This is a genomic window from Bosea sp. 124, assembly GCF_003046175.1.
In the GTDB taxonomy this organism is placed as follows: domain Bacteria; phylum Pseudomonadota; class Alphaproteobacteria; order Rhizobiales; family Beijerinckiaceae; genus Allobosea.
The window spans coordinates 1104407-1123414 of record NZ_PZZM01000001.1; the positions used below are offsets into that span (position 1 = coordinate 1104407).

The 19008-nt window shown below is 64.7% G+C and carries 24 protein-coding genes and 1 pseudogene; 9 read left to right on the forward strand and 16 right to left on the reverse strand.

Going from position 1 to position 19008, the window contains the following annotated elements:
* Positions 1–319: 319 nt before the first annotated feature.
* A complete protein-coding gene (locus tag C8D03_RS05275) occupies positions 320–1177 on the reverse strand; it encodes an SDR family oxidoreductase (RefSeq protein ID WP_108045320.1) in 858 nt (285 codons plus the stop codon).
* 149 nt (positions 1178–1326) lie between these two features.
* Between C8D03_RS05275 and C8D03_RS05280 the strand changes: the two genes are divergently transcribed.
* Positions 1327–1590, forward strand: coding sequence for a DksA/TraR family C4-type zinc finger protein (locus C8D03_RS05280; RefSeq protein WP_108045321.1), 264 nt, complete (start codon positions 1327–1329; stop codon positions 1588–1590).
* Between the two features lie 404 nt (positions 1591–1994).
* A pseudogene (locus C8D03_RS27105) lies at positions 1995–2228 on the forward strand (alpha/beta hydrolase family protein); the annotation flags it as partial.
* A 32-nt stretch (positions 2229–2260) separates the two neighbouring features.
* Here C8D03_RS27105 and C8D03_RS05290 read toward each other — a convergent pair.
* From C8D03_RS05290 to C8D03_RS05315, 6 genes are all read right to left on the reverse strand, one after another.
* Positions 2261–2677 carry a cupin gene (locus tag C8D03_RS05290; RefSeq protein ID WP_248308357.1) on the reverse strand — a complete coding sequence of 139 codons (417 nt, stop codon included), beginning with the start codon at positions 2675–2677 and terminating at the stop codon, positions 2261–2263.
* Between the two features lie 190 nt (positions 2678–2867).
* Positions 2868–3194, reverse strand: coding sequence for a hypothetical protein (locus C8D03_RS05295; RefSeq protein ID WP_146170094.1), 327 nt, complete (start codon positions 3192–3194; stop codon positions 2868–2870).
* A complete protein-coding gene (gene ctaD / locus C8D03_RS05300; protein WP_108045323.1) occupies positions 3191–5740 on the reverse strand; it encodes a cytochrome c oxidase subunit I in 2550 nt (849 codons plus the stop codon). The genes C8D03_RS05295 and ctaD overlap by 4 nt, the downstream gene beginning before the upstream one ends.
* Entirely contained in the window at positions 5737–6717 is a 981-nt protein-coding gene (gene coxB, locus C8D03_RS05305) for a cytochrome c oxidase subunit II (protein WP_248308358.1), read from the reverse strand. The genes ctaD and coxB overlap by 4 nt, the downstream gene beginning before the upstream one ends.
* Positions 6714–7880: a c-type cytochrome gene (locus C8D03_RS05310; protein WP_108045324.1), complete on the reverse strand. Its 1167-nt coding sequence runs from the start codon at positions 7878–7880 to the stop codon at positions 6714–6716. Before C8D03_RS05310 ends, coxB begins: the two co-directional genes overlap by 4 nt.
* Positions 7852–8547 (reverse strand): cytochrome c oxidase assembly protein, encoded by a 696-nt coding sequence (locus C8D03_RS05315; RefSeq protein WP_181300691.1) that lies wholly within the window; start codon positions 8545–8547, stop codon positions 7852–7854. Before C8D03_RS05315 ends, C8D03_RS05310 begins: the two co-directional genes overlap by 29 nt.
* 146 nt (positions 8548–8693) lie before the next feature.
* On the opposite strand from C8D03_RS05315, the gene C8D03_RS05320 reads away from it, so the two are divergent.
* The 4 genes from C8D03_RS05320 to C8D03_RS05335 all read left to right on the forward strand — a co-directional run bounded on the left by C8D03_RS05320 (position 8694) and on the right by C8D03_RS05335 (position 12201).
* A complete protein-coding gene (locus C8D03_RS05320) occupies positions 8694–10022 on the forward strand; it encodes a PQQ-dependent sugar dehydrogenase (RefSeq protein WP_108045326.1) in 1329 nt (442 codons plus the stop codon).
* 97 nt (positions 10023–10119) lie between these two features.
* Positions 10120–11118: a L,D-transpeptidase family protein gene (locus C8D03_RS05325; protein ID WP_248308359.1), complete on the forward strand. Its 999-nt coding sequence runs from the start codon at positions 10120–10122 to the stop codon at positions 11116–11118.
* Between the two features lie 25 nt (positions 11119–11143).
* Positions 11144–11902: an extensin-like domain-containing protein gene (locus C8D03_RS05330; protein ID WP_181300692.1), complete on the forward strand. Its 759-nt coding sequence runs from the start codon at positions 11144–11146 to the stop codon at positions 11900–11902.
* A gap of 44 nt (positions 11903–11946) precedes the next feature.
* Complete coding sequence (locus C8D03_RS05335; RefSeq protein WP_108045329.1) at positions 11947–12201, forward strand: hypothetical protein; 255 nt, start codon at positions 11947–11949, stop codon at positions 12199–12201.
* Positions 12202–12221: 20 nt separating this feature from the next.
* On the opposite strand, the gene C8D03_RS05340 is transcribed toward C8D03_RS05335, so the two are convergent.
* Complete coding sequence (locus C8D03_RS05340; RefSeq protein ID WP_108045330.1) at positions 12222–13502, reverse strand: DUF763 domain-containing protein; 1281 nt, start codon at positions 13500–13502, stop codon at positions 12222–12224.
* 150 nt (positions 13503–13652) lie between these two features.
* On the opposite strand from C8D03_RS05340, the gene C8D03_RS05345 reads away from it, so the two are divergent.
* The 3 genes from C8D03_RS05345 (at position 13653) to C8D03_RS05355 (ending at position 14449) form a co-directional block, all read left to right on the forward strand.
* Positions 13653–13832, forward strand: coding sequence for a hypothetical protein (locus tag C8D03_RS05345; RefSeq protein ID WP_108045331.1), 180 nt, complete (start codon positions 13653–13655; stop codon positions 13830–13832).
* Positions 13833–13929: 97 nt separating this feature from the next.
* Positions 13930–14118: a DUF3008 family protein gene (locus C8D03_RS05350; RefSeq protein ID WP_108045332.1), complete on the forward strand. Its 189-nt coding sequence runs from the start codon at positions 13930–13932 to the stop codon at positions 14116–14118.
* A 31-nt stretch (positions 14119–14149) separates the two neighbouring features.
* Positions 14150–14449, forward strand: coding sequence for a hypothetical protein (locus tag C8D03_RS05355; protein WP_108045333.1), 300 nt, complete (start codon positions 14150–14152; stop codon positions 14447–14449).
* Positions 14450–14486: 37 nt separating this feature from the next.
* On the opposite strand, the gene C8D03_RS05360 is transcribed toward C8D03_RS05355, so the two are convergent.
* The 8 genes from C8D03_RS05360 to C8D03_RS05395 form a co-directional block, all read right to left on the reverse strand.
* A complete protein-coding gene (locus C8D03_RS05360) occupies positions 14487–14783 on the reverse strand; it encodes a SemiSWEET family sugar transporter (RefSeq protein ID WP_108045334.1) in 297 nt (98 codons plus the stop codon).
* A gap of 5 nt (positions 14784–14788) precedes the next feature.
* The gene (locus C8D03_RS05365; protein ID WP_108045335.1) at positions 14789–15229 is read right to left on the reverse strand and encodes a PPC domain-containing DNA-binding protein; all 441 of its coding nucleotides are present in this window, start codon (positions 15227–15229) and stop codon (positions 14789–14791) included.
* 11 nt (positions 15230–15240) lie between these two features.
* On the reverse strand, positions 15241–16362 hold the full coding sequence (gene pqqE / locus C8D03_RS05370) for a pyrroloquinoline quinone biosynthesis protein PqqE (RefSeq protein ID WP_108045336.1): 1122 nt from the start codon (positions 16360–16362) through the stop codon (positions 15241–15243).
* Complete coding sequence (pqqD, locus tag C8D03_RS05375) at positions 16359–16631, reverse strand: pyrroloquinoline quinone biosynthesis peptide chaperone PqqD (RefSeq protein WP_108045337.1); 273 nt, start codon at positions 16629–16631, stop codon at positions 16359–16361. The genes pqqE and pqqD overlap by 4 nt, the downstream gene beginning before the upstream one ends.
* The gene (gene pqqC, locus C8D03_RS05380) at positions 16628–17356 is read right to left on the reverse strand and encodes a pyrroloquinoline-quinone synthase PqqC (RefSeq protein ID WP_108045338.1); all 729 of its coding nucleotides are present in this window, start codon (positions 17354–17356) and stop codon (positions 16628–16630) included. The genes pqqD and pqqC overlap by 4 nt, the downstream gene beginning before the upstream one ends.
* The gene (pqqB, locus tag C8D03_RS05385; RefSeq protein ID WP_108045339.1) at positions 17353–18237 is read right to left on the reverse strand and encodes a pyrroloquinoline quinone biosynthesis protein PqqB; all 885 of its coding nucleotides are present in this window, start codon (positions 18235–18237) and stop codon (positions 17353–17355) included. The genes pqqC and pqqB overlap by 4 nt, the downstream gene beginning before the upstream one ends.
* A 5-nt stretch (positions 18238–18242) precedes the next feature.
* Complete coding sequence (gene pqqA, locus C8D03_RS05390) at positions 18243–18371, reverse strand: pyrroloquinoline quinone precursor peptide PqqA (protein ID WP_108045340.1); 129 nt, start codon at positions 18369–18371, stop codon at positions 18243–18245.
* A gap of 135 nt (positions 18372–18506) precedes the next feature.
* A complete protein-coding gene (locus C8D03_RS05395) occupies positions 18507–18980 on the reverse strand; it encodes an MgtC/SapB family protein (RefSeq protein WP_248308360.1) in 474 nt (157 codons plus the stop codon).
* Between the last annotated feature and the right edge of the window lie 28 nt (positions 18981–19008).

The following is a 19008-nucleotide window of genomic DNA, read 5'->3' on the forward strand; positions in this document are numbered from 1 at the left end:
TACCTTTTTCCGCCACGAACGATATGTCGATGCAAAGCGGCAAGCCCAAGCACAGCCAGGACCAGAACGGCCCTGGCTGTGCGATCGCTTTGATTCAGCCCGCATCGTGCGCCGCGCCGGGAGGAGATCGGCAGGACCGGCTCGTGATCGGAGGCGGTCGAGCCAGTTACGAGCAATTGACGCTAGCACGCCGAGCCGTGATGTCATCGGCAGCGAATATGTTGTCGATTTTGGTCAGCGGCCGGTCACTCACGATTCTCCAAGCCTGACGTTCAGTTCAAAGCGAGAAGTTTGAGTTTTGGTGCCGTGTCCGCCCTCATTACAAGATCGGCTTTCCGCCGGTCACGGCGATCGTGGCCCCCGAGACATAGCTCGACATGGGGTCCGCCAGCATGACGTAGGCCGTGGCAAGTTCCGCGGGCTGCCCGGGTCGTTTCATCGGCACCTGCTTTCCGAAGTTCGCGACGGTGTCAGCCGGCATCGTTGAGGGGATCAGCGGCGTCCAGATCGGCCCTGGTGCGACGGCATTCGCACGAATTCCTTTCTCAGCCAGCATCTGAGCCAATCCCCCGGTGAAATTCTGGATCGCGCCCTTCGTTGTGGCGTAGGCCAGGAGTGTCGGGTTGGGCATGTCCGAGTTGACCGAGGCCGTGTTGATGATGGCACTGCCTGGCGGCATGTGTGCGACCGCCGCCTTCGTCAGATAGAACATCGCGTGGACATTCACCGCGAAGGTCAGCTGCCATTCGTCGTCGCTGATATCTGCGATGTCTTCGAAAGTGGCCTGATGGGCGGCATTGTTCACGAGGATGTCGATCCCTCCCAAATCCGAAACGGTCTGCTGGACGAGCTTGCGGCAATGCTCGGCTGACTGGATGTCGCCCGGTACGAGAACGGCCTTCCGCCCGGCCTTCTCAACCCAACCCGCCGTCTCGCGCGCATCCTCCTCTTCGTCGAGATAGGAGATCAGGACGTCGGCCCCCTCGCGGGCGAAAGCGATCGCCACCGCGCGCCCGATCCCGCTGTCGCCTCCGGTGATCAGAGCACGTTTGCCCTGGAGGCGACCGGATCCTCGATAGCTCTCTTCACCGTGATCAGGCCGAGGATCCATAGCAGCGGTTTGGCCCGGCATGGATTGCTGTTGTTCCGGAAAGGGAGGCTTCGCATAATCGGTCATCGCGGGATCTCCTTTTCGATATCTGTCGCTATCGAAACGCGGTTTCCTTCGGGTTTGATCCGAGAAATCAGCGGAAGCGATGGGAGAGATGGATTGAACGGCCGCCAACCAGGCCTATCTCATTGCTAGCCGGAAATCTGAGGTGAACCATGGCGAGCGGTTGGGCTCCGGATGGAGCCGTTCAGGACCAGATCGACGACAGCATCACTGATGCCGTGCGTTTGGCGAGGGCGCGCCTGCCGAACGGACCGGGCGAAATCCATTGTCAGGATTGCGGCAACGAAATCCCTGAGGCTCGACGCAGGGCGATGCCGGGCGCGCGTACCTGCGTTGCCTGCCAGTCTGGCTACGATACAAAGCCCGTCATGAGCGGGTACAATCGTCGTGGCAGCAAGGACAGCCAGCTCAAGTGATCAATGTCAGTCGATGCGTGCCACGCGCGGTTGGGAGTTAGGCTGAGACCATCAGCCCCCTGCGACACGCTGCATCGCGATATCCTGGGCCTTCGATCTTAAGCCTCGGAACTCATCCCCACGCTTTCATTGCCGAGATGTCGGCAGCCGTCGTGGTCACGAGCGATGAGGAAGTGTTTCGATATGGCTGAATATGATGCGGCGGCCATACGCGCCAATGTGATCAGCGATGCACCGGATGGGACACCCGAGGCGCGCGATGTCGCCAGCCTGGTTGCTTCGCGCGTGGGACGAAGCTCACAGGGGTGAGCAATGTTACGGTCCCGAGCTAGTGTCGGGACTGATCCGTCCCGATGACCTGACGGTGTCGGGACTGCCGGGCAGTCTCGGCATCTCCCTTAGCCGTGCGTTTGCCTTGTCACTTGCCGCGCGGAATCGACGGATCAAGGCCGTGGTCGGCGATCGACGGAGGTCGCCTCCAAGCACCGACGCTGATCCTGCATGGTGATTTTGATCGTGTCGTCCCCGTTAGGAACGCGGATCAGATCGAGGCGACGGTCAGCGTGCGGGGCGTTGCCGCCGAGAAGCAGATCTACGCGGGCGGAGGGCACGGGTTCACCCTATCGCCGAGTTCGACGCGGCAACACGAAGCGCCGACTTCAGCGCGAGCTCAAGCCTTCGGCGCCAAAGGTCTTTCCGTGAAAGGGGTTGCCCAATGCTGCGAGACAGGGCCACCCTCGCCATGGACCGGATCAAGGCGCGGAAAAGCCAGTTTGGCCATTGCGGCGCGTAAGGCCGCCGAGGGCGCATCGCGCATGATATCGCCGCTCTGGCCGGGAGGATATGCGCCCACGACCAAGAGGTCGCGCCTTGCGCTGGATCGACAATGTCCAGTGCCGACGGGCAGGAGCAGGACATCGCCGGCCGCCGCGCTGATCTCCTCGCCGCCTTCTCCTCCGATGACGAGTTCCACGCTGCCGGCGGCGATCCCGAGAACCTCATGCCCCGTCGCGTGATAGTGGTGGAAGTCGTAAATGCCATTGCGCCATTGCGATGGCCAGCCATTGGCATCGAACCGCTCTTCCATCGCCGCAGCCAGTTTGGGGGCGCTGGCCGAAAGCGCCTCGGTAGATCATGACGGGCAAGGCGGGGTTGTTGGGCACGAAGCCGCGGGCTTCCGGTCGAAGCAAAATCAACTCTGTCATTTGCATCATCCGATCGTTCGCTCAAAGCGGGACAAGCCGAGCGAATGAAACCGGAACGGCCCAACGAGGTTCCTAACGGCACGAAGGCAGGGCGAGACCGACTGCCGCGACGAGCATGATCGCGACAAGAGACAGGGCATCCAGGGTCAACGCCGCTCGTGCAAGGAAACCGCTCACGCCAAGCATCCGGAGGCGCTGGAGCTGTCTCCTTCCATGGACGGCAAGCGAGGCGACTGCGAGGGCCGTTACTGCGGCGATGACGACAACGTGCCAACGTCCCGCGCCCGCCCGGCACAGCAGCGACTCCAGACTGTAGACGATGAGGAAATGTGCGGCCCAGATCACAGGACCCAGCAGCATGCCTGCGACATGCGTGAATGGGACAGTTGGGCTGGTCATGATGCGACCATGCGCGGGAACCCATGCGTCAGCAGCAAGCCGAAAAGGCTTTGCCCGATCGCATAGGCCCAGAAGAGCGACAGGTTGTCGAACACGACGCGCCGACGCGTCGTCAACCGGCCGGCGAGGATGCGAGCGATCGCGAAACCGGCCATGACGAGGACGGCCGCCGCGATCTGCAACTGCAACGCCAGATTGGCATAGACCATCGCCGCGTAGCCGCTGGCCTGAGGTCTCAGGCCAGCGCGCCAGTGAGACAGGCCATCGAGCGCCAGCCCCGACAGCAGCGCAAGGACGCCGAACCCGATCAGAATTGAGAGCCCCACCTTGGCCCCGCCCACTCTGCCCAAGAGCCAATGAGCGCCTGAAAGCAGCATGCCGCTGGTGCCGAGCAAAGCCACTGAGCCAAGCGCCGAAGAGGGTAATGGCAGCTCAGCGGTTCTCGGCCAGGTCGCCGGCGAGACGGTCCAGAGATAGAGGTAGCCGAAGAGGTAGGAGAGATAGAGCGCAGCGGCGACCAGCATCAGGATCACCATCGCCCACCAGCTGTGCGAGAGCGTCCCGGACGCATAGGTCGGCAGCATGATGCCCCCGCCGATATCGACGGGCTCGGTCGGCGCGGGATCGCTGTCCCACATCCAGACGATGATCGAGACGATGGCGAGCGCGCCGCAGGTCGCCGCCAGCATGACAGCCTTGACCGTCAGCAAAAGGAAGAAGGCTGCGGTGAAGACCGCTGCCGCCAGATGCGCCCAGCCGGGACCGCTCAGCCGCATCAGATATTGCGGCTCCGCCTCGACGGGTGAGGTTACGATCGTTTCTCTGGCACCCGTCGCGGTTCGGGGCAGGTACCAGCGTCCGCCCTCGACCTCCTGGGCGAGGCCCGGCTGTTTCCAGAGCGGCTCGCGGGAGGTGACGCGCGGCGAGCTGCGAATACCGAAGCTATGATTGGGCAACCATTCGAGCGTTCCGGCTCCCCAGACATCGCCGGCGCGATTGCTCTCGGTGAGCCGAAGGTTGCGGGCAACATCGACCAGAAAGACCAGAATGCCGGCCGCCAGGATGAAGGCCCCTGCGGTCGAGGCCAGGTTGAGCACGCCCCAACCCATGCCCGCCGGGTAGGTGTAGACCCGGCGCGGCATTCCGATCAGCCCGGTGATGTGCATCGGCAGGAAGGCAATGTTGAAACCGGCGAAAATCAGGCCGAAGGCCCATTTGCCGAGCCGCTCCGACAGCGGCCGCGTGCTGAAGGCCGGCGTCCAGTAGTAGACCGCCGCAAACAGCGGGAAGACCATCCCGCCGAACAGCACATAGTGAAGGTGCGCCACGACGAAGTAGCTGTCATGCGCCTGCCGATCGAACGGCACCATCGCGACCATCACGCCGGTCAGTCCTCCCAGCGTGAAGATCAGCAGGAAGCCGATGACGAAGAGCGCCGCGACGGTGATCTTGAGCCGACCGGCCGCGATCGTCGCGATCCAGGCGAAGATCTGGATGCCGCTGGGGATCGCCACGGCCATGCTCGCGGCGGAGAAGAAGCCGAGCGAACGGGCCGGGATGCCGGTGGTGAACATGTGGTGGACCCACAGCCCGAACGAGAAGAAGCCGACCGCGATCAGCGCCACCACGATTAACCGGTACCCGACGAGCGGTGTTCCCGCCATGGTGGGTACGATCATCGAGACCATGCCGGCCGCCGGCAGGAAGATGATGTAGACCTCCGGATGGCCGAAGAACCAGAACAGGTGCTGCCAGAGCAGCGGGTCGCCGCCGCGCTCGGCGATGAAGAATGGCCAGTCGAAGGCGCGCTCGAGCTCGAGCAGGATCGTCGCCAGGATCACGGCCGGAAAGGCGAAGACGATCATTCCGGCAAAGATCAGCATGGTCCAGGCGAAGATGGGCATCTGCGCCAAAGTCATGCCGGGCGCACGGGTGCGCAGCACGCCGACGATGATCTCGATCGCGCCGGCGATCGCCGAGATCTCGATGAAGCCGATGCCGAGCAGCCACCAGTCGGCGCCGATACCGGGCGAGAAGCGCGCGCCGGTCAGGGGCGGGTACATGAACCAGCCCCCAGACGGCGCGACGCCGAAGAACAGCGTGCAGAAAAACACGATGCCCCCGACGAAATAGGCCCAGAACGCGAAGGCGCCGAGTCGCGGGAACGGCATGTCACGCGCGCCCAGCATCGCCGGGAGCAACAGCACGCCGACCGCCTCAACGGCCGGCACCGCGAAGAGGAACATCATCACCGTGCCGTGCATGGTGAAGATCTGATTGTAGGTCTCCTGCGAAAGGAAGTCGTTGCCCGGAGACGCCAGCTGCAGCCTGATCAGCAGCCCGAGGATGCCGGCCGCCAGGAAGAACAGGAAGGCCGTGGCGATGTAGAAATAGCCGATGACGGTGTTGTTGACGTCGCTGACGATGCGCCAGCTCTTCGGCCCCGCCCAGACCCGTTGGAGTTCTGCGAGCTCGCCCGCCGGACGTGCCTCCGGGTGGGGCAAGGCGCGCTTCGCGCCTTCTGGATCCATGCGCTCGGCCGTCATTTGAGGCTCGTCAGATAAGTGGCCAGCGATCGCAGTTCCTGTTCGCTGAAGATGCGGAACTCGGGCATAGCATTGCCGGGTTTGACCGTCTGGCCGTGCGTGATGAGCCGGGTCAGATTCTCCGGCGTATTGGGAATTGTCGCCGCTGCCAGGAAGCGGCGCGTGCCAATGCGCGACAGGTCGGGACCGATCACGCCCGCAGCTTTCGTTCCACGGATGGCATGGCACGCGCCACAGCCGCCAGAATGAAACAGCGCCGCACCGGGCCCGTCATGCGTGCCGCCTGGTGCGGGACGTTTGGCCGCCTTCAGCCAGTTTTCGAACTCCGCGTCGGACATCGCGACCAGTTCGAGCGCCATCAGCGCATGCGCGCCGCCGCAATACTCGGCGCATTGGCCGCGGTAGATTCCCGGGCGTTCCGCCTTGATCCGGAGCACATTGGTACGGCCCGGGATCATGTCGAGTTTGCCGCCCAGGCTTGGGATCCAGAACGAGTGAATGACGTCGGAGGAGCGCAGGACGACATCGACCTCGCGCCCGACGGGAATTCTCAGTTCGTTGGCCTCCGCGATCGGTTGCCCCTGATCCCCGGCATAGGCGATGCGCCACCACCATTGTTCGCCCGTGACCTCGATGCGGAGCGCGGCGGGACGATCCGTCGCGATCGTCTCCCGCATCAGCCAGACCCCGTAGCCGAGCAGAATGGTCAGCGTTACCACGGGAAAGGCGATGCCGCCGAGCTTGATCGCCCGACGGGACGCCAGAAAGCGACGCGATCGCTTCGATCCCATCATCGCTAGCACCAGCGCGACGCCTACGATCAGCAGGATCACGGCCGCACCGGCAAACAGGATCCAAGTCAGCAGCGCGACGCGGCTCGCCTCGTCGCCCGCCGGCGCGAGGGCCGACTGAACATCGCCGCAACCGCCAAGGGACGTGGCACCGACGACGATCCAGGCCGGGGCGATACGCGTCACGGGCTCGGCTCGCCGGACAAAGTTTGCGACGGCGATAGGCTTGCGAAGAAGGCCGCGACGTCGGTAGCCTCCTCGGGGGTCAGACGACGGGCGATCGGCGCCATGATCCTGCCGGTCTCGCTGCGATCATTCAGGGCGGCACGCCAAATGCCCAATTGGCCGGACAGATAGCGGGCACTCTGCCCGGCCAGGCGCGGATAGATCGGCAGCGCCTGTGGTCCATGGCACCCCAGGCAGCTCGGAACGCCTCGCGAAGGTACGCCTTCGCGGGCCAGTATCGCGCCACGCTCGATCGCGCCAGGGTCGCCTGCCGGCCGGGAAGACGCGGGTTGCGGGAGCGTAGCGTAAAAGGCGGCCAGTTGCTGGATTGCGCGCTCCGAGAGGCCGGACGCTGCCATCTGCATCACGCCGCTGGGCCGCTCACCTGCCGCATAACTCTTCAAGGCGCCGACGATCATATCCCTGGATTGGCCATGAAGCGTCGGCACCAGCCGGCTCGGCGGCGCTTCGTCGGCACCATGGCAGCGCGCGCACGCTCCGACTGCGTCGAGGGGCACCTGGCCAGTTGCGATCGCCAGTCCGTCTCGTGACTCGATCTTCACCTCGCCAAGCGCCAGCGCCCGATATTCTGTTGGATCAAGCGAGGGCAGACGCCGCAGGAAGGCAACCAGTGCCCAGATCTCGTCCTGACGCTCCAGGGCCGGCCAGCCCGGCATGCCGGCATATTTGAGGCCATGCCTGACGATCCAGAACAGCTCGCCGTCTCTCCAAAGCCCGGCTTTCTCCGCTAGATCGGGGGGCGGCGGGAGCATGCTGGCAGAGACCGGCGTGATCGGGATGCCCGGAGCGCCGTGGCAGTAGGCGCAGCCGGAATGGAAATGGCCCGCGCCAAGGCGGATCAAATCGGCATCGTCGGCAGAAGGCAGGGTCGTGTCCGGAGCGCGGGCCTTGACCGAGTTCTCCATGCCAAAGCGCAGGATAAGATCGACGATGTGGAAATGCCCCGTGCTGGCTGCAACGTTGTACACGCCGAGCCATGCGAAAAGCGCCGCTCCGGCCAAGCCCGCGCTCACGAGTCCGAGCAAGACGCCGATCACACGGCGCCAGTTGGCGAAAAGCCACAGGCTTGCCGACCTAGCGCGAGCGAGCAGCGACATCGCCATCGGCCTGGTTCAGGGAGCGGTCATGATCGATCTCGAGGCGAATGAGCATTTGCGCCGCCAGGATCACGCTGGCGATCAGATAGCTCAATGGACAGGCTGTGATCATCAGCAACCCGGCGAGTTGCTGGTCGGCCAGCGTAGAGGGACCCGTCGTGCATAGCGCCAGCGCAAGCCCGGGAAGGCCATATAGGTCGCGCTGGGCGAAGATGAGCAGAGCCCCAAGCAGACAGGCGAGCTTGCCGGTCAGCATCAGGGCAGGCAGTGCGCGCCATCCCGAAGATGAGGCGGCGATCACGGCGCTCCAGAAGGTGACAGCCGACACCGCCAGCAGGACGAACAAGGCGAGCTGCCATCTGGCTGAACTTGCGGTCCCCTGCTGTAGGGCCGGAGCGTGCCAGGCCCAGAGCAACAGTATTTGGAGGAGGCCGGCGATCCAGATCCCATTCGGTCCTGCCGGTGCCAGCCGTCCGGCCAGTACCAGCGCGACCAGTGGAGCCAGCACGTTCATCACCGCGATATGCAGGAGCATCTGAAATGACAGCGGGCCGATCTCGACCAGAGAGATCGTGACGATGCCGGCTCCCGCGACCAAGGCGGAGCTTACCAGGATCGCGGTTGCACCAGGGCTGTCGCTTCGTCCGGCGTTCTGTCTGACGATGTGCTGCAACCTCATGCCCCCCTTTTCGCCAACGAGCAGTCGGCTCTGAGGTTCCGCCGGAACCTGCCGCCCGAGCCCTGAGAACAAAAGGTCGCCGCTGACGTTGAGATTCCATGATCCGTGGGCAGTCAGCCCGGCAACAGGAGTAGCCCCAGATGGCAACCGCCCGTCGCGCCTTCTTTTTTGCCAGCGTCGCAGCGTCGGCTCTCGCCTTCGCATCTTGCAACAACCAGGCGGCCTTGCCGGAAGAAGCCGGGTACGGTCCCAACCCAACTCTGCCAGAACCGCAATCATCGTGGTTCCCGACACTCAAGGTGGCCGACGCGGTCGGATGGAAGAACGGTGAAAAGCCAACGGCAGTCGGTGGCGGGCAGGTTACCGCCTTCGCCACTGGGTTGCAGCATCCGCGCTGGCTCTACGAGCTGCCCAATGGCGACATCTTGGTGGCCGAGAGCGACGCTCCGCCCAAGCCGGAGGGAACGAGCGGCGGTATCCGTGGCTGGGTGCAGGGCCTCTTTATGAAAAAGGCCGGCTCGCGAACACCCAGCGCCAACCGCATCACGCTTTTGCGTGACAAAGATGGCGACGGCGTTGCGGAGGTGAAAAGCGTCTTCCTCGATAACCTAACTTCGCCGTTCGGCATGGCCCTGATCGGCAACCAGCTCTACATCGCCAATGCCGATGCCGTAGTTCGCGTGCCCTATGTCGAGGGTGAAACGAAAAGCGCGGCTGCACCGGTGAAGGTCGCAGCGCTTCCTGCCGGGCGCAACCACCACTGGACCAAGAGTCTCGTCGCGAGCCCGGACGGCGCCAAGCTTTATGTCGGTGTCGGCTCCAATTCGAACGTCGGTGAGAATGGTATGGCCGAGGAGGACAGCCGGGCGGCCGTGCTTGAAATCGATCCGTCGACGGGTGCCACGCAGGTCTTCGCGACAGGGCTTCGCAACCCCGTCGGCATCGATTGGAATCCCGTCACGAAGGAGCTTTGGGTTGCGGTCAACGAACGCGACGAGATCGGCGACGACCTCGTGCCTGACTACATGACCTCCGTGAAGCGCGGCGGCTTCTATGGCTGGCCCTACAGCTACTTTGGCCAGACCGTCGACAAGCGGGTCGACCCACCAAGGCCCGATCTCGTCGCGAAGGCCATCAAGCCCGACTACGCACTGGGCTCGCACAGCGCGTCGCTGGGCATGACCTTCGTCAAGAAGGGCGGCATGGGCCAGGCCTTCCAGGCCGGCGCCTTCATCGGCCAGCATGGCTCCTGGAACCGCAAGCAGCCGGTCGGCTATCGCGTCATCTTCATCCCCTTCGTCGATGGCAAGCCCGCCGGCATGCCCAAGCCCGTTTTGACCGGCTTCCTCAACGAGAAGGGGGAGGCCCGTGGTCGCCCGGTGGGCGTGCTGGTGGACCAGCGCGCCGGACTGCTGGTAGCCGACGATGTCGGCAATGCGGTCTGGCGGCTGGTCGCGCCGACGAGCTGAGGCGACGACGAGCGCGCCTGCTCGTTTGGTGGGATCCGGAACATCCGTCCCGTCTGTCCGTATAGCTTCGGCGAACCCCCTCGTCGCCGGAGCCCCCATGACAACCGCCCATCCGAACAGGACCGCCAGAACTGCGGCCATCATGGTCGCGGTCATGGCGGCCTTCGCTTCGCCTGCGCTGTCGCTCACGGCTGCCGAGGTGAATGCCGTCACCTTCGCCGAACGGAATGCCGCGGTCGCGCCAGGAGCGAGCCCGTTTATCGTCAAGGCCCAGGTCCTGCTCAGCCGGCGCAGCGTCTCGCCCGGCGTCATCGACGGTGTCGACGGCGAGAATTTTCGCAAGGCGGTCGCGCAGTTCCGGCGACAGGCGAGGCTCCCCGATGGCGAGGAGGTCGACGAGTTGGCCTGGCTCAGCCTTGGAGGCGATGCGGCCAACGACGTGATCGCCGAGTACACGCTGACCGAGAAGGACGCGGCCTACGACTTCGCCGACGAGATTCCGCGCGACTACGCCAGGCAGGCCAAGATGAAGCGGCTGTCTTATACCAGCCCGCAGGAGATGCTGGGCGAGCGTTTTCATATGAGCGAGACGCTTCTCGCGGCGCTCAATCCCCGCCAGTCGTTTTCCGAGGCAGGCTCCCGCATCGCCGTGGCATCGGGGCTTCGCTCGCCCGAGAAGGGCGCGGCCCTTCGCATCGATGCGATCAAGAGCACAGGGATGGTTCTGGTCTTCGGCGCCGACGACCGGCTCCTTGCGAGTTATCCGGCGACCATCGGCAGCGAGGACACGCCCTCGCCCTCGGGCGAATACGCAATCGAGCGCATCGCCAGGAATCCGAACTACACCTACGATCCCGAGAAGAACTTCCAGCAGGGCAAGAACACCGAGACGCTCACCCTGCCCCCGGGACCCAACGGTCCCGTCGGGACGGTCTGGATCGCGCTGTCGAAGCCCACCTTCGGAATCCACGGCACGCCGGAACCCGCGAAGGTCAGCAAGACCAGTTCGCATGGCTGCATCCGCCTGACGAACTGGGACGCCGAGGAACTCGCCGACCTGGTGAAGCCGGGCGTCGCTGTGCGATTCCTGGACTGAAGGCATGCAGAGATCGGTTGGCTGGATGATCGCGGCGGCGCTTCTGGCGCTGCATCTCTGCGCTGCAGCCGATGCGCAGTCACGAGGTCGTGGCCGTTCCGACAATGAAGTCGCAACCCCGCTCATCATGACCCCGTTGCCCCCGCGACGCCCTGCCGACCTGACGGCAAGCAAGGCAAAGCCCGCCAAGACGCCCCCCGCCCCCACCGCACCAGACGGACCGATGGGCCCGCCGGCCTGTTTTGCGACCTTCTTCAAGCGCGGCGGCATCGCCTTGCCTGTAGCCCCGGAGAGCGGCGACGGCGCGTGCGAAATCACGGACCCCGTGACCTTTCGCGCCATCTCCATGCCCGGGGGAGCGAAGGTCGAGCTCGACAGCGCCATCACGGTCACTTGCGCCTTCGCGGTCGAGCTCCTCGATTGGGTTCGCGACGACCTGCCCGGCATCATCTCCCGCGAGAACGGCACGCTTTCCAGGCTTATCGGCGTTGGGGGCCACGCCTGCCGACCGCGCAACGGCGTGCCCGGCGCTCAGATCAGCGAGCATGCGACCGGGAATGCGCTCGATCTTGGCGCCCTGCGTCTTGCAGATGGCCGAACCCTCACCCTGGTAGGCACGGACGCCGCGACGCGTACCCTGCGGGAGGCACTCAAGACCAGCTCCTGTGCGCGCTTCAGGACGGTCCTCGGCCCGGGCTCGGATGACTCGCACAAGGACCATCTGCATCTCGACATGCGCCAGAGGCCGCGCGACTACAAGATCTGCCAATGGCACGTCGACTGACCAGCGCCGAAACTTCCTGAGGCATCTAACAGGGACGATCTGCCATGTCCGACGCGATTGACGCTCTCGAAAGCCGCTACGGCGGCGGCCCGCTGACGGTCCAGATCCGCCAGGACGTGAAGCGCGGCGGCGAATTGATGGCGACCTATGAGATGGAATATCCGTGCTTGCGCAATGCGATGCTTGCGATCGCAGGCGATCTGCGAGAGGGCCGCGTCGAGACGATCCAGTTCGCAGGCCGTCCCATCTCGGCCGAGGATCTACATGCCCTCGCGAAATGGACCGACGGATCAACCTGAATCGGCTGGCGCTCCCGTCGTCACCCGCGCTGCGCTTTCGCACTCGGGCGAGAGGCTCCTTCGGGCTCCTGCTGCTCCCAGCCGAAAATGCTCCGCCCCCCATACTCCGCCGAGCGACTGCGTTCCTCCTCAACATATTCGTCCAGCGTCGGGCCGGTCGCCCCACGCTCGAGCCTCCGGCTCTCGCGATCGAGCCTCGCAATGGCGGCGAGCCGATCGTCCTGCCCGATCTTCGCCCGATCGACGGCGGATCTCAGCACCGCGATCGTCTGGTCATAAACCTTGGTTGGCACGGCAAAGGGCTGCCGGTCCTTGCCGCCATGCGCGAGCGAAAATCGTGCGGGATCGGCAAAACGGCACGGCGCGCCGTGCACCACCTCGGCCACCATCGCGAGCGACCGCACCGTCCGGGCTCCGACGCCGGGGACGAGCAGCAATTCAGAGAAATCCGTCGGTCCACTGTCCGCAGCTGCCGCCAGCGCGCCATGAAGACGGCGCGCAATCACGTCCTTCGGCCTGACATCGTGATGCGCCGGCATCACCAGATGCGGCAGAGCAAGCTGGGCAGGCGACAACGCCGGCGGCGCCCGGTCGCGTTCCAGTGCAGTAAACTCCCTGACGATCGCGTCCGGCCCGAGGCCGCGGAGCATCTCGACCTGGCCGTCGCGAGACGAGCCGGCGCGCGCATCTGTCAGGTTGATAATCCTGCCCTGGTTCTGTCCTTCGATAGCTGCATGAGGCGCATCGACGAAGCTGCCAAGCCCTTCTGACTGCCAGTGATAGCGCCGGGCAAGGCCACCATCGCCGTTCATGCCCTGCTGCACCACGACCCATCGGCCGTCATCTGCGACGATGAAGGCGTGCAGATAGAGATCGAAGCCGTCCTGCACCGCGGCGCTGTCGACCTTCGCAACAAGCCTGCTGGCCTTAGCCAGCACCAGCCCGTCGAAACCCACTTTGGCGCCGATGCGCTCAAGCTCCATCGGCGTCTGTCGCGAATGACTGCCGCGTCCGCCACAGACATGCAGGCCGAGTTCACCAGACAGGGGTGCCAACCCGCGCTTGAGCGCCCCGATGACACTGGTGGTGATGCCGGAGGAATGCCAGTCCATCCCCATCACCGCGCCGAACGACTGGAACCAGAACGGATGTGCGAGGCGCCGCAGCAGCTCGTCCCGCCCGTAGTGATGGATGATCGCCTCGCAGATCACCGCGCCAAGCCGGGTCATGCGTTGCCCGAGCCAAGCCGGAACGCGCCCGTGGTGCAAGGGCAGATCGGCGCTGCCCGATCGACGCGTCATGTTAGTTCCTGAGAACGAAAAAAGAACATTGACGTAACCCGCGTCTAGGCAAATTACCAGCCCTGAAATTGCAACGCCCGTATCACGCCGGCCGGAACCCGTGCCGCCCGATCAGGTTGCCTAGGCGGGGCGATGATCAGGAGTGACGCAATGCTGGATGTTCAGAAAATCAGAGAGGGTCTCGAGGTCGTGGGATCGGACAGCACCCATGTCGGCTCAGGCGGATCGCATCATTATCTGAGTTCGGACCTGATTGCCGACATCGGCGACAAGATCGTGCTGGTCGTCTCGGCCGAGGAGGCGCGCCAGCAATGGTCGGCGGTCGACTGACGGCCGCCTGTTCGATGCCCCGATAGCTCGGTCTCGGCCTTGGTCGGTCGGACAAGGCAGAGACCCCGACAGCACCATTCTTAGGAGGACAAAGGAAATGCCGGCAAAATCAGCAGCACAGCAAAAGGCGGCGGGCGCCGCCTTGGCCGCAAAGCGCGGCGAAATCAAAAAGTCCGAGCTCAAGGGTGCATCCAAATCGATGGAAAAATCGATGACGGAGAAAGAACTCGACGAGCTCGCCTCGACCAAGCGGAAGGGTAAGCCCGAGCACGTCTCGAAGTCCTGAGTGACTCGACGACGTTTGAGCATGGCTGCACATGACCGCTGATTTCAGAGCTTTGCGCTTCGCGTTCAAGCGGCTTGAGTGCGAGCTGCAGCCCCGGGTGGCCTCATGGTTGCGCGGGCTGAGACACGCCGGGCCGCGCTGGGTCGGGCTGCCCGCCGGCGTCGCCCTCACCTTCGGGGGGATCTTCGCAATCCTGCCTTTCCTCGGATTGTGGATGCTCTCGCTCGGCCTGATGCTGATTGCGGCCGATGTACCTCTGCAGCGACCGATGGCACGGCTGACCATGTGGGGTGCCGATCGCCTTGATCGCGACCATGAGCGCCGGGCTTAGCTCTCGTGACGCAGCCTTCTCCCAGCGGACATCAGGCTCAGTCCGTCGGATCGAGCGCCTCGGCGACCACCTTCTTCTTTCGCGACGACAGCAGCGTCATCATCAGGATGAAGGCTGCGAGCACGAAGCAGATCGCATTGGTCAGGATCAGCGGCCATTGTCCCTGCCCGATCCCATAGGCCGTCCAAAGCAGGAAGCCGGTAGTCGTCAGCGCATACATCGGCGGCGACAGGGACGAGGTGTCGCGTGTCCGCAGGATCCTGAAGGCCTGCGGTACGAAGCTCGTCACCGAGCAGGCTGCCGCCAAGAAACCGATGATCGAAACGGGGTCCATCGCCGTCAACGCGGTTTGAGCAGGGCGATGCCAAGCGCCTCGACCTTGCGTCGGCGCAGATGGCCCGGCATTTCGGTCACGATTACCTCCAGCGTCGGCCGCACGGTCCCTTTCATCAGATGGCCCCCCTTAGTGCTGCCGTCCCGTAGGCCCAGAACGGCATGGACATGCAGGCTGGCCTTGCCGTCGTCCCCTTCGGCGATGTCGCCGATCAGGCTCAGCACCTCGGACTGCTCCACCACGGGGATCTGGTCATAGGATTTCGTTTCGAAATCGAAGAAGCCGACGGTCGCGCGCTCGAAAGCGCCGATCGCGGTGATCGAGGCCGTTGATATCGCCTGCTCGTTGGCGAACCGGCTGATGCAGGCGAAGGCCTCCTCGCCGGCGTCCAGAACCAGCGCGAAGACACGTTTGCCATCATTTTCCGCCAGAAGCGTACTATGCATCTCGTCTATCCTTAGAGTTGATCCGGCTCGGGGGCCGGCGGCTTCGGAGCGGTCACGTTTGCCGGACGCGCCCGCATGACATAGGTCTCGGTGCGCTCCGCCGTGGTCAGCTCTTTGACGCGGTCATGGAAAGGCGACAGCACGCAGACCGGATCGGTGTTACGGGCATCGCCGGTCAGCGCCATCGCTTGACAACGGCAGCCGCCGAAATCGACGTCGCGCCGCTCGCAGCTCCGGCAAGGCTCGCGCATCCAGTCCGTGCCGCGGAAAGCCGCGAAGGCCGGAGACTCCTGCCAGATTTCCGCAAGCGAATGGTCCTGCACGCTCCAGAACGACAGGCCCGGGATCGACTGCGCGGCATGGCAGGGCAGCACCAGCCCGCGCGGCGTGACGTTGATCGACTGCCGGCCCCAGCCATTCATGCAGGGCTTGGGATAGCGCGCGAAATGATCGGAAGGGACATAGTCGATGGTGATCTGGCCGGCCGTCCGCTCGCGCAGGCTGGCAACCTCATCTCGGCATGCGACTGCCTCCGCCACGTCGGGCATCAGCGCCTCGCGGTTGAGCGTGGCCCAGCCGTAATACTGCGCGTGGGCGAGCTCTATCCGGCGCGCGCGCAGCGCGATCGCCTCCTCGACCATCGCCGCCATACGCGCCAGGTTGCCGCGATGCAGGACGGCATTGACTGTCAACGGAAGGCCCGCGGCGACGACCTGCGCGGCAAAGGCGCGCTTGCGCTCATGCGAGCCGCGCAGTCCCGCGATCCGGTCGGCGTTGTCCCTCAGCATATCCTGGATCGAGAGTTGGAGATGGTCGAGCCCGGCCACCGCCAGCGCCGTCAGCCGCGACTGATCGAGACCGATGCCGGAGGTGATCAGGTTCGTGTAGAGGCCGGACCGGGCGGCTGCCGCGACCAGTTCGACGAGGTCCGGCCGCGTTGCTGGCTCGCCGCCGGACAGATGCAGTTGCAGGATGCCGATCTCCGCCGCCTGTTCGAAGACGCGAATCCAGTCGGCTGTAGCCAGTTCGTCAGCCTTGCGGTCGAGCTCGAGCGGATTTGAGCAATACGGGCAGGCCAGCGGGCAGCGATGCGTCAGCTCTGCCAGCAGCGCGAAAGGGGCCGGCGCACTCATGTCTCGACCATCCGCCGGGCGATGAGGTCCTGAAGCAGCGCGTTCGTCTCGCGCTCGATCCTGCCGCGATCGACCTGGTACTCCTCCGCGAGGCGATCAACGATCTCGCGTAGACTGCGCTGCCCGTCGCAGAGGTTCAGGATCGCTGCCGAGGAGGTGTTGACGCGCAGCACATGCTCGGGCGCCAGCAGGTTGAAGCCGCCGCGGACGCGGTCCGCCTGGACGCGGACGCCGCGTGCGAGCTTCGGACGTGTGTCGAGTCCGATCATCGCGCTGGCTCGAAGGCGCCGGGCGGGACATGGCCGGTCTCGCCATAGGCATGGTCGAGCGCATCGAGCATCGCCCACAGCACATCGCATTTGAATTCCAGCGCGGCGATGACGGCATCCTGATCGGCCGGCGTCCTCGCATTGGCGATGACATAGGCCAGGGCGCTCTCGACATCGCGTGAGGCCTGCTCAGGCCGCGCCGTGAAATAGCTCAGACTGTCTTCGCTGACGAAATCGTAGTGTGCGAGCATGCCGGCGACGCGCGCCTTGATCACCTGCGGCGAGAACAATTCGGTCAGGGACGAGGCAACGGCTTCGAGCAGCGGTCGCGCGCGCACGAAATCCAGATAGGCGCCGACAGCAAAGCGTGTCGCCGGCAAAACGCCTTTGTAGGCGATGACATCCTGCCGCTCGAAGCCGAGGCTTTCGCAGAGCCGCAGCCAGCGCTCTATGCCGCCCTCTCCATCCGCCGCGCCGTCATGGTCGACGAGACGCTGGCGCCAGGCGCGCCGCAAAGCGACGTCGTCGAGCCGCGCGATGAGGCTGGCATCCTTGCGCGGGATCGCCGCTTGGTAGGCATAGCGATTGAGCGCCCAGGCCTGGACCTCGCCTTTGCTGCAGGCGCCTGAATGTAGCCGCTGATGAAACGGATGCCGGTCATGATAGCGCGCCGCGCCGACCGCGCGCAGGCGGGCGAGAAACGCCTCGGGCGAAAGCAGGCTCACAGCGAGATCTCCAGCCCATCATGGGCGATCTCGACCCCGGCGCTCTCGACGAGCCTGCGCTCGCGCGAGCCCTCGATCAGGACGGGATTGGTGTTGTTGATATGGGTGTAGATCTTGCGCGACGCCGGCAGCTCCGCCAGCCAGTCGAGCGAGCCGCCCGGCCCGGTCATCGGCATGTGCCCCATGCGGCGCCCGGTCTTAGGGCCGAGCCCGCCACGTCGCATCTCCTCGTCGTCGAACAACGTCCCGTCAAAGAGCACGATATGGGCGCGCTCTGCCCGCTGGCGAACCGCCTGGTTCAGCACAGCGCAACCGGGAATGTACACGAGCGAGGCGTTCGGACCCTCCATAGCAAGGCCACTCGTCTCGCCGGTCTCACTGTCCGTGATCGGCTCGTCCGCTTCGAGATACAGCGGTGCCTTTCCGGGAACCGGAAACAGCGTCAACTCGAATCCAGCATGCGCCGGGATCGGCATCTCCGCCTCAGCGGCAACCCAGTTCGCGCTGAGAGGCTGTAGCATCGGGTTGTCCCTGATCGCAGCGCGGACCGGTGCGAGAGCCAGGATATCGAGGGCATGGCGTTCTCGAAGCGACAGAAGTCCGGCGACGTGATCGATCTCGGCACTCGTCAGAACGACGGTCGAAATCGGCGAATTTCGTTCCGACCTCGGCCACAAATCCGGCGTCGCGCGCAGTTGCTGGCCAATATCCGGCGAAGCGTTGACCAGCACGCACCCATCCGGACCCACGAACGCCAGCGAGGACTGTGTTCGCCATACCGCCCGCGGATCGCGCGCCCAGGCGAGCCGACAGTTGGCGCAGCCACAGTTCCATTGAGGAAAGCCGCCGCCCGCGGCAGAACCGAGAACGACGGCCCGCATATTGCTCAGCTGTCGGCGTCGGTCGAAGTTGCCACCGGCACCGCATGGAGGTCGTCGCCCTCGCTGGCCGGCGCATAGGCCGTCACCTCCATGCCGCAGGCGATGTCCTCGATCGTCGGGGTTTCCCAGGTCATGTCGTCTCCTTTCGTGCTGTCCAATCCGAACGCATCAGTGACGCCATTGATCCATAGCCAGTCATCCGCAGCCAAAACACGAAGTCTCGACCGTGCGAACAGCAGGTGTGCCCGAACAGCCCATCGCGGCGACGCTCAAGGGCTGTCGTGGCGCGCTGTCGTGGACGGCGGCTTCCCGGCCCGGCGCCCGGCCCATCGCTCGACCGAATGATCAATCGCCAGAAGCAGCACTGCGAGCGCCGTCCCAGTCAGGACGATCGGCCAGTCGCCCCGCCCGGCCGCGCACCCCAATGCGGCCGTAACCCAGATCGCCGCTGCCGTGGTCAGCCCTCGCGGAGTTTGTTGGGCCCTGGATAGCGTGATGACGCCAGCGCCCAGGAAGCCGATGCCGGTTAGGACGCCCTGGACCACGCGGCTCGCCGCATCAGCTTCCCCATCACCTGTGAAGATTGCAGCAGCAGTTGCCGTTCCAAGCCCAACGAGGCCAAACGTCCGGATCCCAGCGCTTTGTTGCTTGAGCGTTCGCTCCCAGCCGACGACAACGCCTACAGCCATGCCTGCGAGAAGCCGGAGAATGAGGTCAAGTTCGTCGATGATCGTGATGCCCATCCCGGCACAACCCTGACGGCTGCCATTA